This is a genomic window from Nitrosomonas oligotropha (genome assembly GCF_900106555.1).
Taxonomy (GTDB): Bacteria; Pseudomonadota; Gammaproteobacteria; order Burkholderiales; family Nitrosomonadaceae; genus Nitrosomonas; species Nitrosomonas oligotropha_A.
Map to the genome: position 1 here is coordinate 20498 of NZ_FNOE01000006.1, position 16542 is coordinate 37039.

The following is a 16542-nucleotide window of genomic DNA, read 5'->3' on the forward strand; positions in this document are numbered from 1 at the left end:
AAAAAGGTTCATTAAGGGAATTAATTATTGAGGGTTACTATAGTATGAATAAGAATAATTATCAATTAAATACCATGAACACAAGGTTTAAAGCGCGCAATTAATTTTCAACCGCAGGCTCAAACCATGCATTCAGTTCTTTGCGCCCGACCAGCGGCAATTTGAGCGCGGGCGGGTCGAGATCGACACCGAACGATAATCCCAGCAAATTGAGCTCAACACCTTCGACCGCGCTGACCAACACACCCAGCAAACCGAAAATGGAAACTTGGAAGCCGCTGCCGCTCGGCGCTTGCGAAACCAGCCGGTACCCGAGATAATCCTTACCAATCGCAGTAGGCGGCAGATCCAATTGCAATTCCGGAACAGCCCGGGAAATCCAGGCCGTGAAAGTATTGGAATTGGGACCAGGCCAAATCGTGTAATCTTTTGCGTAAGGATAATTGCGCGCCGCATAGTCAATTTTTTCGATCAGCGCATCCACCCCATTGCCCCGTTTCTCCAGCAAAAGCTCCGGCATATTACCGTACCAACGCCGGTCCGGCACATTCTCATAAATCACGACCACCGGGAGCTTGCGGCGCTGCATCCATCCAATGACTTCATAAATAGTGTACGACTGCGCTGCAGTAGGTTTCACTGCAATCCAGGTATGAATTCCAAAGTAGCCGCGCCAACTGAATGCACGCGCGCCATAAACCTGCACGATTGCTTCCGGCGTTGACGCGGGATCGGGCGCCAATCCCACCGGCTCACGGCTCGCATTCCACCAGTACTGTGCACGCGCCCGGTCCGGAACAACCGCCAGCACGATCAGCCCCAAAGTAAATAATAGGAAAACTACGGTTAAGGTGCGCTTCACTGAGTGATTCAACTGATTAGGGATTAAAAATGATGCCATCCAGGAGCACTGGAATTGATCGCAGTATATGCGAAATCAGGTTTACTGATGTATTTCCATAACCAATCCATTACTGTCCGGTACGTTTTCCCAATATCTCCGGCAAGTCCCGCACGAACCGGCCCGCACCCGCCAGCTGCCGCCGCAGCATCACCCAATCTTCGGCGCGTTTTCTGGCGTCCAGGCAACGCATCAGCCGCACCCGCAACGCTTTGTCCTGATGATTCAGAATCGCGGCCCAAAGGGTATCGTCAACATTATAAACTTTACCCGGCAGCAGACAGACAGGAATCACCTGCTCAACCGCCACCACCAGATCGGTCGCGATAACCCGCACCGCCGCAGCAATATTGGTTGCCTTGCTGCTCGCCGGATGCGCCAGATCATACGGTGGCTGCCACTCATTAAGCGGTCGCAAGCGGTCGGCAAAACTCGCCACCACCAGCATCGGCGGCGCGCGGCGATCGGTACGCGCCGCTTGGGTTGCGCGCAATGCATCCAGACAATCGCGTTCCGTCTGCCGGTCCGGGCGGTTAGCCGGGGTAACCCATAAAATCAAATCGGCATTACCCGCTGCTGCCAGCATTTGCTGACGATCAAACAACGCGCTGTCACATCCCGGGCTATCGAAAATCAGCGCTTGCGTTAACCCCTCGCGCGACAATACAAATGGTTTAAGCGTCTGCGTGGTGTCCGGCAACACATCGGTAGCCGTCGTCAACGTGCCAAAAAGTGCATTGATCAGGCTCGATTTGCCCGAGTTGGATCGTCCTAAAACAAGAATGCGCAATGGCTCAATCGCAGGTTTTGCGGTTTCTTCGACTTGCCCCAGATCGGCTTTGGATTCCGGAGTTGGCGCAGTCACAAATTCTTCATCACCCAACGGCAAACGGCCGCTATACAGATCGATCGCGTAATAACCCACTTTGCACACATAAGCACGCAAAAACCAGCGGTGCAATTCATCCCTGGCCTGATCGAAACTGCGTTCGCGCAAATGCCGCCAAGCTTCGCTAAGCAGCGCGTTGACCGGATTAATGAGCAGGCTGCCGGCGCGATAAATAGTAAACAGCCGTTCCGCTTTAGCCTTCCAGCGCTGCAAGCGGAACAGATCGCCGATCGTCAGGCGATTGCTGAACGGTATTTTTTCCGCCACATCCTGACGCAAATCGCGGCTCGCCCGCTCGATAATCAGCAAAGTATGCGGCACGGTCAGTTCCAGCAAGGGTTTTTCGACATCCGGATAATAACAATGCGCAACCGTTTCCAGCGTTTTCTGCCCCAGTTCCATCACCCAGGCGCCTTCCTCGATCGGCCAATCCTGCGGATTGCACGTTTCCGCCAGCGCTTCGACCCGCTGCCAGACTTCATCTGCACTCGGCGGCCACTCCGGATTAGGCTCGGTCGATGAATCCATTAACAATTGCCGCTCCTGCCGCACCAGCCATTGCTGCAAGCCATAGCCCAAACCGCCGCAAACCACCATGGCGATCAACCAATACTGCAAATTGCCGCTTTGCCACAGCCAGAAAAAACCCAATCCCAGCAACGCCAGCAGCGGCAACAGCATCAGGATGAATACCAATAACCGCAACGGATTGACGGAGGGCAGCGGCGCTTTCATGTTGATTTACCCCGCAGACGATCTTTCAGTACCGCAGCACCGCGCTCCAGCTCTTCCGCATAAATCCGCCGCAAGGTATCGGCGTCCACATTCAGACCATCCTTACGCTGCGCAAAGAAATAGATCGCCGCCTTACCCAACGCATACGTGGTCGCGCCGCTGGAACTGGCGCCCCATAACGCACCCGCAGTTTGCCCCCAGATTGGTATGAATTTAGTCACAGCCCGGCTCAACAACCGCGCAAGGTAGCCGGATGCAATACCCGCGCCTGCAAGCCCGAGAAATTCGGTGATCGTGCTTCTATCCCAATGCTGGCCGTACAATAGCGCCAGACTATGCAGCAGTTTCGCCTGCACCGCCGACACCGCGACCAGATCCACCACCGGCAAAGCGCCCAATCCAGCCGCAACCAATGCATAACCGGCAATATGCTGATGCGCGGTGCGCGCGTACAAATCCTGTACTTCCCGGTCACCGCTCAATTGATGCTGCAAACCCAGCGATGTCAGCGACTCAATCGCCTGCCACAAGCCTTCCAGACCGTAATCCGGCGGCGCCAAGCCATCTTCCGGCAGCGTCAAATCGGCCGCCACCCAGCGCACCGGCGCAAAACCGGGCAGCAGCTTTAAAGCATCGCGCTGTGCCTGCAAAGCGCGGCGCAAATCCAGTGGTATCGTTTCCGGCAAAGGATCGGCGGCATACGGCCACGGCTGAATATGCCCGCAGCCATCGGGATAAAGCTCGTGCAAACCGGTTTGCACGATCAGCAACGGCCATTCCGGATGACGCCGCCGGATTGCATGCAACACATCGAATACCGCAGCCTGATGGACATCCGCCACTTTCATCACCGCCACCAGCAAATGCGCTTGCGCTTCGCAATAATGCATATCATCGCCCGGATCGTACGCCACCTCACCCAAACCGCGCGTATCGAGAAAGCGCACCACCGGCATTTCGGCAGGAAAATCATAGAAGCGGGAATTGCGCGTGCACGGCTGAAAACCGTTCCCGATTTGCGCCGCCGGGCTGCCGGTCAATGCCCGGATGATCGATGTCTTGCCGGATTGCGTTTTACCCAGCAGCCATAACACCGGCACCGGCATCTTCGCGCGCGCTTCGCGTAGCGATGCCTCCAGCAACGCCGGATCGACTTTAGGCTCGAGCAATGCCGTGCGCAATTGCTCCCAATACGCCGTCCCGTTTTTCAGATCGTTCCAATTCATGCGGTCATCTTATCATCAGTACACCCCGGAATTAAATTTGCTCGGTTGCCGGTAACCGCCGGCCATCTCCAATAAAAGGGGGTGAAAAGTATCCTTTTAGCACACTATCACCGGCTTGCCAGCCTGCTAACATTCCTTTGAATCAGAAATACCAGGAAAAACCTACAGTCGTATCCATAGGGTTAGCCAGTTGTGGAACCGGAAGTTTAATCTCAAAAAAAAGGGAAGAACCGATGAAACAGAATAAGACAATACATAGCGTACTTTCATTAACGGCAGCTACTCTGCTGATAACCACCGCGCCCGGCAGCGCAACAGCCGGTATGGAGCCGTTTGTCGGTGAAATCAATTATGTCGCGTTTAATTATGCACCCGAGGGGTGGTTGCAATGTAATGGACAAACGCTACCTATCAACCAGTACAACGCGCTTTATTCGCTGATCGGCACCACTTATGGCGGTAACGGCAGCACGACTTTTGCATTGCCCGATATGCGCGGTAGAGTTCCTGTGCATCAGGGGCAGCATCCGGGCGGTTCGATGTTCACCATGGGACAAACCAATGGTGCGGAAAATGTAACACTGACTATCAATAATATGCCAGCCCATAATCACCCTGCCACAGCCACATCGGCTTCCACTTCGGCGGTTGCGCCAGGCGCCACAGCCACGTCGGCATTGAAAGCAGTGAACAGCGACGCCGACCAGAAAAACGCCAGCGGCAATTCGCTGGCCAACGCCAAAGGATTGAACTCGGCGTACTCCGCCACCGCGCCGAATGTCAGCATGAATGCGGCTTCGATCGAAACCACGCTGAACGGGCTCAACATCGTCACCACCACCAGCACCAACGTCAGCATCGGTTCGGCCGGTAATTCCCAGCCATTCTCGATCATGCAGCCGTATACCGTCGTGAACTGCATCATCGCCTGGCAAGGCGTTTATCCGTCACGTCCGTAATTTCAACCGGAATGTACGATTGGATCGCGTTGGTCACGTCCGGGACGGATGGGTTCTCTGCCGGACGTGATCAACCTTTCCAATCCATTGATGTTATCCGGCAACCTACTGTACCCGTTAAAAAATGATCAAATCTTTTTGGATAATCCTTTGCATCGCAGCCCTCCTGCCCAATGCCTTCGCAAGCGTCACAGCACCTGCAAATGCGCCGCTCAATAACGATCCGGACTTGAAAACCGCGCAAGCGCTGCTTGCATCCGGCGATTATGACAACGCTTTCGGCCAGTATCGAGCCGCTGCCGTGAACGGCAACCATCCGCTGGCGCAATTTACTTTGGCATTGTTTTACCAGAACGGCTGGGGGCGCGCGATCAATCGCAAAGCGGCTTGCGAATGGTCCGAGCAAGCGGCGCAAAACGGCGTTCCGGCAGCGCAGCACATGACCGGCTTGTGCTTCGAGGAAGGCATGCACCGCCCGGCCGATCCGGCAACGGCTGCTCAGTGGTTTCACAAAGCCGCGCAAGCCGGGCATTTGAACTCATACTGTCATCTCGGCAATTTGCTGATGACCGGAAATGGTATGGCCAAAGACCCGCTCCAGGCGCTGGCGCTTTGCCGTCCCGTGGCGCTGCAAGGGTCGGTACCGGCGCAAGTCTGGATGGGCAAGTTTTACCTGTACGGCGACTCCACCGTGCGCAACCCCCAGGATGCTTACCAGTGGTTCCTTGCAGCTGCGCAAAAACAATCCGCGGAAGCCTTCCATCATTTAGGCATGATGCTGGATCAAGGCGTGATCGAAAACCCTGATGCGGAGCAAACCCGGCAGCTTTTCGAACAAGCCGCCGCACTTAAATACGTTCCGGCCTATTTCCAAGCGGGCAAACATTTTTTTGCCGCGCAACCCGATGCGGAAACCAATCGGCTCCCGGCGGAACATCTGGCCAAAGCGTATCTGTGGATCTCCGCCGCAATACAAAGATCCGAAGATACGGAAGAGATTCTTTCCGCCCAATCAATCCGGCAACAAATACTCGCCATCATGCCAAAAACATGGTTGGCCGAACTCGACCGGAAAATTGCCCAGCATTTACAGCGAAATTAAGCAGAAACCCGTTGATGAAATCCAATCGCAACGGTTGATTTTCCGTTCTAAAGCACTTAAAGGAGTTACGCAATGACCACTACCAATTTCGACAGCGGTTCGCTAGTCACTAACGATGGCGTTACCTCGGCCACTTATAGCGGGTGGACATTCGGCGCCAGCAGCGCGGTTGATTTCGCAAATGCCAACGCCGCGGAACTTACCGCGCTTCTGAATCAATCCGGCGGACGATCCATTATTTCCAATTATAGCGGCGCCAATGTAACCAATTTCTATTTCAAATCTTCGGATGGCTCCGACTTTCAGCTTAATTCATTTAAGATTGATAATGGCCCGAGTGGCGCTTCGAGTTCCTTGACCATTGCCGGTTACCGTGATGGCGCTTTGATCGTTGCGGCGGAATCAGTCAATTTAACAACCAGCGATGCGGCTGGAAATATCAGTTATACGCAGCAAAGCAACGCAGGGACAGAATATAGCGGATTGCTGACATTTAACTCCGCATTTAATAATGTTGACGAAATACGTTTTGTTTTTGGCAGTGCGGTAGAACTTACCGTTGATGATATCAATACCTCCTCTGCCGTGGTGCCGCCAACCATCACCTCCGCCACCTACGACGCCAGCACCAATTCGCTGGTCGTCACCGGCACCAACATGGCGGCCACCGCCGGGACACTCAACGACATCGATGTCTCGAAACTGACATTGACCGGCCAAGGCAGCGCAACGTATACGCTCACGTCATCGAATGTTGAAATCACTTCGGCCACTCAGTTCACCGTTGCTTTAAATGCTACCGATCAGATTAACGTGGAAGGATTGTTGAACAAGAACGGCACTTCTTCGGTCGGCGCCACCACCTACAATATCGCCGCAGCGGCCGACTGGAATCCGGCGCAAAGCGGTAATGCGGACACCACGGGCAATGGCGTTACCGTCAGCAACGTGCAAACGCCTGCAATCACTTCCGCCACATACGATGCCAGCACCGGCACGCTGACCGTTACCGGCTCGAACCTGATCAAAGCCAGCGGCGCTACCAACGACATCGATGCGTCGCTGCTTACCTTTACCGGCGAAGGGGGAACAACGTACACGCTGACCGACACCAGCGACGTCGAAATCACCTCGGGCACCGCGTTTACCGTGACATTGAGCAGTACCGACAAAGCCGCCGTCAACCAGATCGTCAACAAAAACGGCACTTCCTCAACGAACGCCACCACCTACAATCTGGCTGCAGCGGATGACTGGAACACCGTAATCGGCAACACCAATATTGCGGACACAACCGGCAACGGCATTACCGTCAGTAATGTAGCCACCCCCGCGATCACATCGACCACTTACGATGCCAGCACCGGCACATTGGTAGTTACCGGCAGCGGCTTCCTGAAATTGAACGGTGCTGCCAATGACATCGTGGCGTCCAAATTCACGTTTACCGGTGAGGGCAGCAGCACTTACACACTCACGGATTCCGCCAATGTCGAGATCACCTCCGGCACGGCGTTCACGATCACACTGAGCAGCACCGACAAGGCCGCCGTCAACCAGATCGTCAACAAAAATGGCACTTCCTCAACGAACGCCACCACCTACAATCTCGCCGCGGCGGAAGACTGGGCAGCCGGGGCGGATAGCGCTCTCGTCGTCGCCGACCTGACCGGCAACGGCGTCACTGTATCGAATGTTGCGGTACCAGCAATCACATCCGCTACATACGATGCCAGCAGCGGCGCATTGGCGGTCACCGGCAGCGGACTGTTGAAAGCCAACGGCGCCGCCAATGATATCGTGGCCGCCAAGTTCACCTTCACCGGCGAAGGCGGCAGCACCTACACCCTGACCGATTCCAGCAATGTCGAGATCACTTCCGGCACGGCATTCACGATTACGCTGAGCAGCACCGACAAAGCCGCCGTCAACCAGATTATCAACAAAAACGGTACTTCCTCAACGAACGCCACCACCTACAATCTCGCCGCGGCGGAAGACTGGGCGGCCGGTGCGGACAGCGCTGTCGTCGTCGCCGATACCACCGGCAACGGCATCACCGTCTCGAATGTCGCAGTACCGGCGATCACATCCGCCGCTTATGACTACAGCAGCAATGTACTGACCGTCACCGGCAGTGGTTTCTTGCAGAAAAGCGGCGCCAGCAACGACATCGATTTATCTAAGCTGACTTTCACCGGCGAAGGCGGCGCAACCTACACGCTGACCAGTGGTACGAATGTAGAAATCACGTCGGGAACTTCGTTCTCGGTGACACTGACCGGAACAGACCTGACCAACGTGGAAGCATTGCTCGACAAAGACGGCACCTCCGCAGCCGGCAGCACGACGTATAACCTGGCCGGAGCCGAAGACTGGGCAGCCGGGGCGGATAGCGCCGTTGCCGTCGCCGACCTGACCGGCAATGGCATCACGGTCAGCAACTACGCCGCACCCGCCATTACTTCTGCTACGTTTGACGCCAGCACCAACGTGCTGACGGTCAGCGGAACAAACTTCGTTTCCAACAGTGGCGCCAGCAACGATGTGACGGTTTCACTGCTCACGTTGACGGGTGAAGGCGGCAGCTACGCACTGACTTCATCGGCTGTCGACGTGACTTCCGCCACTGCCTTCAGCGTGACGCTCAATGCGGCTGATCAGTTGGTAGTTCATGGATTGCTGAATAAGAACGGCACGGCCTCTTCCAGTGCAACGACTTACAATGTCGCTGCGGCTGAAGATTGGATGGCTGGCAGCGCAGCTTCGATCACGGTCGCCGATCTGACAAGCAACGGCATCACGGTGAGCAATGTTCAAACACCCGCCATTACCTCAGCCACTTACGATTCCGACACCGGCATATTGGTGGTGACAGGCAGCAATCTCTTCAAAAAAATCGGCGCTAACAACGACATCGATATTTCCACGCTCACCCTGACCGGTGGAACCACAAGCGCCACCTACACCATTACCAGTTCCTCGGACGTAGAAATTACTTCGACCACTGCTTTCAGCGTAACGCTATCCGGTGCGGACAAAACCGCTGTCGATGCCTTGCTGGATCAAACCGGCACCACGTCGTCCGGCGGCTCCACCTACAATTTGGCTGCCGCAGACAACTGGCTGGCCGGCGCCAATGCGACACCCGATATCAGCGATACAACCAATGCGGTCACGGTTTCAATCAATCCGCGCATCACCTCGGCCACTTACGATGCCTCATCCGGAACCCTGGTTGTCACCGGCACCAATCTGCAAGCCAATGGCGGCGGCTTCGATATCGATGCCTCCAAATTGACTTTCACCGGCGAAGGCAGCAGCACGTATACGCTGATCGATTCCGTCGATGTCGAGATCACTTCCGGTAGCGCATTCACAATCACTTTGAGCGCCACCGACAAAGCCGCCGTCAATCAGATCGTCAACAAAGACGGCACCGCTTCGACCGGCGGAACTACTTACAATCTGGCCGCGGCGGATGACTGGGATACCAATGTCACCAGCGGCGATACCTCGGATGCCAGCGGTAACGGCATCACCGCATCCAACGTCGCCGTACCTGCCATTACTTCGGGCACCTATAACGCCAGTACCGGTGTTTTAGTGGTGACCGGCACCGGCCTGCTGAAAAACAGCGGCGCGGCGAATGATATCGATGTATCGAAGTTCACCTTCACCGGCGAAGGCGGCGCAACCTATACGCTAACCGACTCCACCGATGTCGAAATCACTTCCGGCACGGCATTCACCGTGACATTGAGCAGTACCGACAAAGCAGCGGTTAATCAGATCGTCAATAAGGATGGCGCCGCTTCCACCGATGCCACCACTTATAATCTGGCCGCTGCGGAAGATTGGGCCGCGGGCGCTAATGCGTCGGTCAACGTAGTCGATGCGACCGGTAACGGCATTACCACTTCGAATGTTGCCGTGCCCGTCATCACATCGGCGGCTTATAACACCAGCACCGGCGCACTGGTTGTAACCGGCACCGGTTTCCTGAAAGCAAACGGTGCCGCCAGCGATATCGACGCTTCCAAATTCACTTTCACCGGCGAAGGCAGTGGAACCTATACCTTGACCGATTCCGCCGATGTCGAAATCACCTCCGGTACAACGTTCACCCTCACGTTGAGTTCGACCGACAAGGCTGCGGTTAATCTGCTGTTAAACAAAACCGGTACGGCTTCCGACGATGCAACGACATACAATCTGGCAGCCGCCGAGGATTGGGCGGCGGGTGCCGATGCCGCCGTCACGATCGCCGACACCAGCGGCAACGGCATTACCGTATCGACCACCTCGTCTTCCGGCGGCGGTAGTGGTGGCGGAGGAAGTGGCAGCAGCGGTACCACCACAACCATCGACGGCGCAACCGCCACGACGGCCACGCAACCGGACGGCACGGTCGTCACCGTTATTTCGGCCGTCGAACCTTCCCGGCAAGACGATCCCGATTCGTTATTCAGCGATTATGCGGATATTCCGCTGGTGCAGGATGCGGAAGGCAATCCTTTTCTGACGATCAGCTTGCCGGTTGGTACCGGATTAACAACCGCTGGCAGGGTGCAAACGCTTGATCCGGCGCAAGCCGAAACAGGCGCAATCGCCGCGCTGGCGCAAATCAGCGGACTGAGCAGCGGCACCGCCAGTGACCTGACCGCGAAAGCAAGAGAGTTTCTGACGCAACTGCCGGACGGCAACTCGATCAGCATTCATACCGTCACACCGCGTTTTACCGGTGATCAGCCGCCTGCGCTACCGATTATCATCAGCAGTCCAGCAGCCGTAAGGCCCGGCAACATGCTACTGATCGACGCTCGCGAATTGCCTTCCGGCAGCGTCATCCAACTGGATAATGTTGCCTTCGTATTGATCATCGGCGCTGTCCGGGTCGTCGGCGGCAGCGGTGAAAATTTCGCCGCGGGCGACGACCAGAGTCAATTCATCGTGCTCGGCGCGGACGACGACATTTTGTCCGGAGGCGGCGGTGATGACACCGTCGGCAGTCTGGGCGGCAACGATCAAACCTCCGGTGACGCCGGTAACGATACGGTGTACGGCGGTACCGGCAATGATGTCTTGAACGGCGGCACCGGCAACGACCGGCTCAATGGCGGTTTGGGTTTCGATAGCGCGGTTCAAGCGGGTCAATTATCCGATTACCGGGTAGCCGTGCATGGCAATGCGATCACACTGACACAAGCAAATGGCGAAACCGATACCCTGACTGATGTCGAACTGGTCCGATTTGCCAGCGGCCCGAGTCTGGCGATTGCCTACTCTGAAATTGAAGCAGTTGCCCATCACCTGGCTAAAAACTGGCTGGGACGTGACTTGACGGCTGCGGAAGGCAGCGCGGTGCAAAACTGGGCGGGCGCAACAGCGGACGATATTTTAGCGGCCTTCCGCAGCCTGCCCGAAGCAGCGGCATTCCACGATAAAACCCGCGATGAATTACTGGCCGGTTTGGAAACCGATCCCAACATTATCCGCGTCGATGCAACCCGTGATTTTACCGGCGGCAATGAAAACAATCAGGGTTATTTACCGCCCGGGCTGGCCATCAATGCGGACAGCGGCGCTGGCCAGGATGTGCTGCGCATGCAAGGCGGCCGTAACGACGTGCACCTGGAATTCTCCGGGGACCGGCTGGAATTGACGCAACTCAGCGACGGCGACATGTTCAGCCTGAAAAACGCGGAAATGATCGCATTCGACAACCATGAAACCGTCGTGATCGCGCACAATCAAGCCGAAAGCATCCTGGCACGCCTGGTGCACAGCTTTTTAAATCGCGACGCCACCGTGGAAGAATGGCAATCAGGCCAAAAAGCGCTGGAAGATCAAATCAGTCATGACAGCATTCTGGATTGGTTACAGCAACACGCCGGTTTACAAAATCTATCCGATACCGATTATGTGCAAACGATTTATACCCGGACATTGGGACGGTCTGCAACCGGCGACGAACTCAATCTGCAATTGTCACGGCTGGAAAGCCATCAAGTGGATCGCAGCTGGCTCGCCGTAGAAATTGCACAAAGCGGCGAGGCTGCAACCCATCTAGTAGGGAGCGTTCTATTGCAAGACGGGTGGCTATAACCCAAAAGTTCTGCGCCAGGAAAACGCAATACCCTGAACTTCTCAACGCGGTGCTTGAAACGGCACGCCGAGGAAGTGGCGCCGGTTGAATTCCGATTCGTTCAGCACTTTGTCGTAGCGGGCAAATGCCGCCACTTCGTCGGAGGGAGACGAGGTACTGCCGGAGAATGTGATGAGTCCGGTGCGAAAACGGCGCAAATCGGCGCAACGCTCCACCGCTTGAGCAACGGTCATATGCCCGCTTTTCATGCCAAAATCCTTCAGACTTTCCATCTTGATGCCCAGTTGCACGATCGATGGATGAACACCGGCGCTGGTAATCGATTTCAGGATTTGCACATGGCGTTTTGTCAGCGAATCCTGCGCAGGGAGCGATTTTTCTGTTTTTTTTCCGCCACCGGCTTGAAACCCCTCATCGTACGCCATAATCCGCGCGATCACATTGGCGCGCCCCGCAGCTAGCTCGAGCGGCTGTACCCGGGTGTGGCCGAAAATATATACGCCATCGTCAAACTTGCCGGACTTGGCATCCACAAAGGCAGCCGTGGCGTACGACACAAACCGTTTCTTGGTAATCAGCAATTGCGCCAGGGTGTGATACAAAATACGAATATTATCCGCCGCAGCTTGTTCCTTTTTGGCGGCCGGATCGGACGATGTGGGTCTCGCAACCACCCAATCCTTGATCGTTTTACCCTGTTTGAACCAGGCTTTCATGGTATCGCTTTGTTCACTCGGGCCGATACCGTTCACCTCGATATCGAAACCGACGCCATCAAAATCCCAGGTATCGAGCACATCGCGGATGCGGTTGGCGTGATCGGTCATATCGGAATTGCGTGACGTGATGAATGATACAAAATTGCCTTGCGTCTGCTTGCCGAAGTCGTCACGCACTTCATAACCGGCAGTGACTTGAATGCCGAGCGAATGACAAGCGCTGATCAAGTTCTTGAGCGCCAACTCAACAAAATTCCGCTCCTTGCCGGGTTTATTGCCAACCGCGTGGCCGAATACGGCCAATTCGGGAGAAAGATCGACCGAGCCGTCCGGCCGTCTGCTGATCGTGGCGATCAGCGAAATATCATCCAAGTCTGCGCAAAATTTGCTCATGAACGACTCGTACTGCTGCGCCGATGGAATCTGGCCTTCGATTTTGTGCGCGACCGCCACGCGCTTGGTGAAATTGGCCAATCCCGTCCACAGCGACAACCTGGATCGTGCCGACAGAACAACGCGCAATGGCGTACCGACTTCGACCTTGGGAATTAACGCCGATTGACCCACCATGCGCCATGCATACGGCACATTCAACACGCGCCGGCGGACATCGGCTACGCTCCACGGATCGGCAGTACCGCTCGACCACTTGCAGGAACCATTGGCATCGGGCTGCAAAACCTGAGACTCATTGGCACCGCGAAACACCACGACTTCGTTGTGCTTCCAGCCAAAAGCCGCCTCCTGTGCCGACGGCTCGATAAATGCCGCATCGGCAAACTGCACCTCGAAATCGGCCATGCCTACAACTGCCGCCCGGTTTTCGGATCGTAAGCCACCGGCACCGGCACGACCTGATCGGTCGGCAGCACCTCTACCCATTGATCGAATACCTCAAAATCCTCGCCGCCCTGCAACGCGCGGAAACCGCCTTGCAGCGGATAAAAACCATGCTCATACACCTTGTCGACCGGTGTGGCAGAAACGCGGTTATCGTCGTTGATTTCGTCGCCCGGATAACGCCCCACCTTCATAGATTTAGCATGTTTGTCCGCGACCACATCGCACAAATGGTTGATTGCATCGCGGATCGTCACGTTCGGGCCGCTGTGCGGGATTCTGGCCAGTTCATCCGCGGACGCGACGTAGTTATCGTCCAACCCTTCGGTGCCTTCCACATGCAAGCGTTGCAGCCAGTTCATCGCGGCGCGTTCCTTGCCGGGGCGGATCGGAATCACGGCTTTCACCCACGGTGCATTCAGGAAGGCATTGCGCATGTTGTCGCCGTCGAGTTGCAACAACCAGCCCAACGAGGATCCCAGCTTGGCGGGATCGGATTCTTCCGTGATGTAGTAGTTGTCCACCCGGTTATCGTGTGTTCCGCCCCAGGTCACGGTATCCATCGAGGCAATTTGCGTGTTTTCCGCTATGGCTGTCGCAGCGGTGATCAAGTTCTTGGCTGCCTTACTCTTGATTTGCGTATGAACCGAACCGCCCGCAGCGGCGGTGCTCACCGGCGCGGGCGTGACGGAAGATGGTTTGCGGATGCCGCCCAAGCCTTGATGACTATGGTGCAAACGCGGCCGCCACCATTCCGGCGCGACGAAGTACAGCATCTTGTCGATGTCGAAAATCGTATTCAGCAGTTCCGACACCACATGCCGCGTGCGATCGTCCGGCATCGGCAGCCCCTTGGTCAGCATATCCTGGATCAGGCTGCGGTACACCACGATGCGCTCTTCCTCGCGCAAATCCTCGTACTTACGCGTTTCTATGCGCGACATCTTGTTGATGCGGTCGCGCGCCGCTTCGACAAATGCCTGCTCGTATTCAAATTTGGTTTTCTCGTTGAATTCCTTGATTTTCAGCTCGTTCTGCGCAGTAACCTCGTCGTTCAGCTTTTTGCCCGGTTGCCAGGTAATCTTGGCGACCACGCGCAGCGGCGACACATTGCGGAAGTTCACATGCTTGACCTTGACGGAAAAACGGATCGCGCCAGGCTTATCTTCTTGCACTTCGTCCAACTGCAAGCGGATATCGCTACCGCCATAATCGAAGCTGATAAAACCATCTTCACCGTATTCATAACCCGGTTGATCGCATTGCGCCTTGAAGCCGCCGAAATACCACTGAATTTGCTCCGGCGAGCCTTCGTTGTCATCCAGATTCACCTCCTTGCCTTCGCGGTACACTTCGTCCATATCGTCTTCCGGCAGCGTATCCTCGGTTTTCGGTACAAACGGAATATCGATGTTCAAGTCGGTCGTGACCGGTTGCGGCATCGGAATCGCTTCCGGCGGTGGTATCTCGCCCACCTCGGGGCCTTTAGCCAAATGCACCAGCTTGGCGATACCGAGCTGGCGGCCCGGATCGTCGACATACGTCTGCCAGCACAAATAGGTGCCGATATCCTGCACCTGCACGCCGACCTGGCGCATCTTGCGGCGCATCTCGTAATTGAGCAGATCGGGCGTAGTGTTGTTCAGCACGTAGCGCTTGCTCGAAGTGTCGGTCGTTTCGGTGACAGTGCGGAAAGTGGATTTATAGTTCTTGCGGATCTCAGTGGAAATTTTTTCTGTTTGCTGGCGCATGTGCTTGTGCGAGACTTCGCGCGCCTTCGATTGCGTATTGGCCATATCGATACTGGCCGATGCGCTGGCGCTGCCGCCGATCCAGCTCTGGTTGGCGGTAGCATTCATGCCGAATTTGGTATCGGACTTGTTATCTTCCTTCACCGCCTGCGACAACTCGTCTTCCTCGGTCAGCGACTTTTCGGTTCTCAGCACCGTTTCCAGCGAAGTTTCCAGCGTCCGTTCGACCAATGTCCGGCGCGTGCTGACTTCGACCAGCTCCACACTGCTGCCCGGACTGAGCCACACATGCCCGACCGCCGGACCCAGAAATGTGTCGAATTCAAAGAAATACTGGCGGAACAGATGCACGATGCCGATCGGCGACAGCCCGGCGCGGTCGAGATCCTTGAACGGATCGATGTAGTCGAGCGGGTCCTTGAAACTGAGCAGCTTTTGCAGATTTGCCAGCTGATTGTCCTGCTTGTAAAACAATTGCTTGAGTGTTTCGAACTGCTTGGTTTGCTTCAAGTGCAGCACGTAACCCGCCACCGTGGATTCACGCTGCAACTGCTCCGCCGCCAGTTCGTTGGCGGCTTCCACGCTACGAGGATTCGCCCGCGCGTCCTGCGCGGTCTTGTACCATTCCGTCACCTTGAGAATCACTTCCTGATTCAATGCCGTCTTGATGCGCTCAGCATCGATCAGCTTGTCCCACATGCGCTCGTCGTAACGCTCCAGCGGCGGCAATTCGCGCGTCAAATTCTCGATGACAAAGCTGCCCATTGCACCAATGGCCCCCTTGCGCGGCACATCGCTACCGCCCGTTTCGAGCCGCGAGATCTTTTGTAGCACGCCACGCTCGTCCAGCACCATCTCGAAATCACCGCGGAAACGCTTGAACAATTGCTCGCGCACCTTGCTCAAATCGGCGCTGAACCCCTTGTCCATACGCTGCTTGATGCGTTTGGATTTCCACCCGATCATCGGTTGATACACACCGAAGATCTCGCTATCGTAAGGCAGGATATTTTTGTAGCGCGAAAAGTCGTTGATTTTCTTCATGACGGATGCTCCTTTCGTAGAATATTGCCGGTAAGGATCGGGAACACATCTAATTGCGACTATAGGCAAAAGCGGCTGGGACGTCAAACGGCGGGGGCGCATCCCTGTTATCCTGGCCTAGTAAATAGAAATAAGATGTTCTCCAATTTGAACTTGACTGCATTCATCGAAGGCAGATACCGAGCACCTAACTTTCAATTTCTCGTTCATATTCCATGATAAGAAACAGGTTTAGGTTAAAAAGCTTTACACTACAACGCTAATAAA

8 protein-coding genes are annotated in these 16542 nt (G+C 55.6%); 3 read left to right on the forward strand and 5 right to left on the reverse strand.

Annotated elements, in window-relative coordinates; all coding sequences use genetic code 11:
• Positions 1-100: 100 nt before the first annotated feature.
• From BLU57_RS04985 to BLU57_RS04995, 3 genes are all read right to left on the reverse strand, one after another.
• Positions 101-901 carry a DUF3750 domain-containing protein gene (locus tag BLU57_RS04985; RefSeq protein ID WP_090317208.1) on the reverse strand — a complete coding sequence of 267 codons (801 nt, stop codon included), beginning with the start codon at positions 899-901 and terminating at the stop codon, positions 101-103.
• A gap of 70 nt (positions 902-971) precedes the next feature.
• Positions 972-2525 (reverse strand): GTPase family protein, encoded by a 1554-nt coding sequence (locus BLU57_RS04990; RefSeq protein WP_090317211.1) that lies wholly within the window; start codon positions 2523-2525, stop codon positions 972-974.
• On the reverse strand, positions 2522-3751 hold the full coding sequence (locus tag BLU57_RS04995) for a YcjF family protein (protein ID WP_090317214.1): 1230 nt from the start codon (positions 3749-3751) through the stop codon (positions 2522-2524). Before BLU57_RS04995 ends, BLU57_RS04990 begins: the two co-directional genes overlap by 4 nt.
• 233 nt (positions 3752-3984) lie before the next feature.
• On the opposite strand from BLU57_RS04995, the gene BLU57_RS05000 reads away from it, so the two are divergent.
• The 3 genes from BLU57_RS05000 to BLU57_RS05010 all read left to right on the forward strand — a co-directional run bounded on the left by BLU57_RS05000 (position 3985) and on the right by BLU57_RS05010 (position 11920).
• On the forward strand, positions 3985-4710 hold the full coding sequence (locus tag BLU57_RS05000; protein WP_090317217.1) for a phage tail protein: 726 nt from the start codon (positions 3985-3987) through the stop codon (positions 4708-4710).
• A gap of 124 nt (positions 4711-4834) precedes the next feature.
• Positions 4835-5812: a tetratricopeptide repeat protein gene (locus BLU57_RS05005; protein WP_090317220.1), complete on the forward strand. Its 978-nt coding sequence runs from the start codon at positions 4835-4837 to the stop codon at positions 5810-5812.
• Between the two features lie 72 nt (positions 5813-5884).
• Positions 5885-11920: a DUF4214 domain-containing protein gene (locus BLU57_RS05010; protein WP_090317222.1), complete on the forward strand. Its 6036-nt coding sequence runs from the start codon at positions 5885-5887 to the stop codon at positions 11918-11920.
• Between the two features lie 42 nt (positions 11921-11962).
• Here the strand turns inward: BLU57_RS05010 and BLU57_RS05015 are convergent, their stop codons facing one another.
• Complete coding sequence (locus tag BLU57_RS05015; protein ID WP_143026936.1) at positions 11963-13522, reverse strand: hypothetical protein; 1560 nt, start codon at positions 13520-13522, stop codon at positions 11963-11965.
• Entirely contained in the window at positions 13444-16275 is a 2832-nt protein-coding gene (locus BLU57_RS05020) for a hypothetical protein (protein WP_090317231.1), read from the reverse strand. The genes BLU57_RS05015 and BLU57_RS05020 overlap by 79 nt, the downstream gene beginning before the upstream one ends.
• Positions 16276-16542: the final 267 nt, after the last annotated feature.

What these genes read in the sequence shown, in the direction of transcription:
- BLU57_RS04985 (WP_090317208.1), bottom strand. Translation starts at nt 901, where the DNA reads ATGGCATCATTTTTAATCCCTAATCAGTTGAATCACTCAGTGAAGCGC.
- BLU57_RS04990 (WP_090317211.1), bottom strand. Translation starts at nt 2,525, where the DNA reads ATGAAAGCGCCGCTGCCCTCCGTCAATCCGTTGCGGTTATTGGTATTC.
- BLU57_RS04995 (WP_090317214.1), bottom strand. Translation starts at nt 3,751, where the DNA reads ATGAATTGGAACGATCTGAAAAACGGGACGGCGTATTGGGAGCAATTG.
- BLU57_RS05000 (WP_090317217.1), top strand. Translation starts at nt 3,985, where the DNA reads ATGAAACAGAATAAGACAATACATAGCGTACTTTCATTAACGGCAGCT.
- BLU57_RS05005 (WP_090317220.1), top strand. Translation starts at nt 4,835, where the DNA reads ATGATCAAATCTTTTTGGATAATCCTTTGCATCGCAGCCCTCCTGCCC.
- BLU57_RS05010 (WP_090317222.1), top strand. Translation starts at nt 5,885, where the DNA reads ATGACCACTACCAATTTCGACAGCGGTTCGCTAGTCACTAACGATGGC.
- BLU57_RS05015 (WP_143026936.1), bottom strand. Translation starts at nt 13,522, where the DNA reads ATGGGTAGAGGTGCTGCCGACCGATCAGGTCGTGCCGGTGCCGGTGGC.
- BLU57_RS05020 (WP_090317231.1), bottom strand. Translation starts at nt 16,275, where the DNA reads ATGAAGAAAATCAACGACTTTTCGCGCTACAAAAATATCCTGCCTTAC.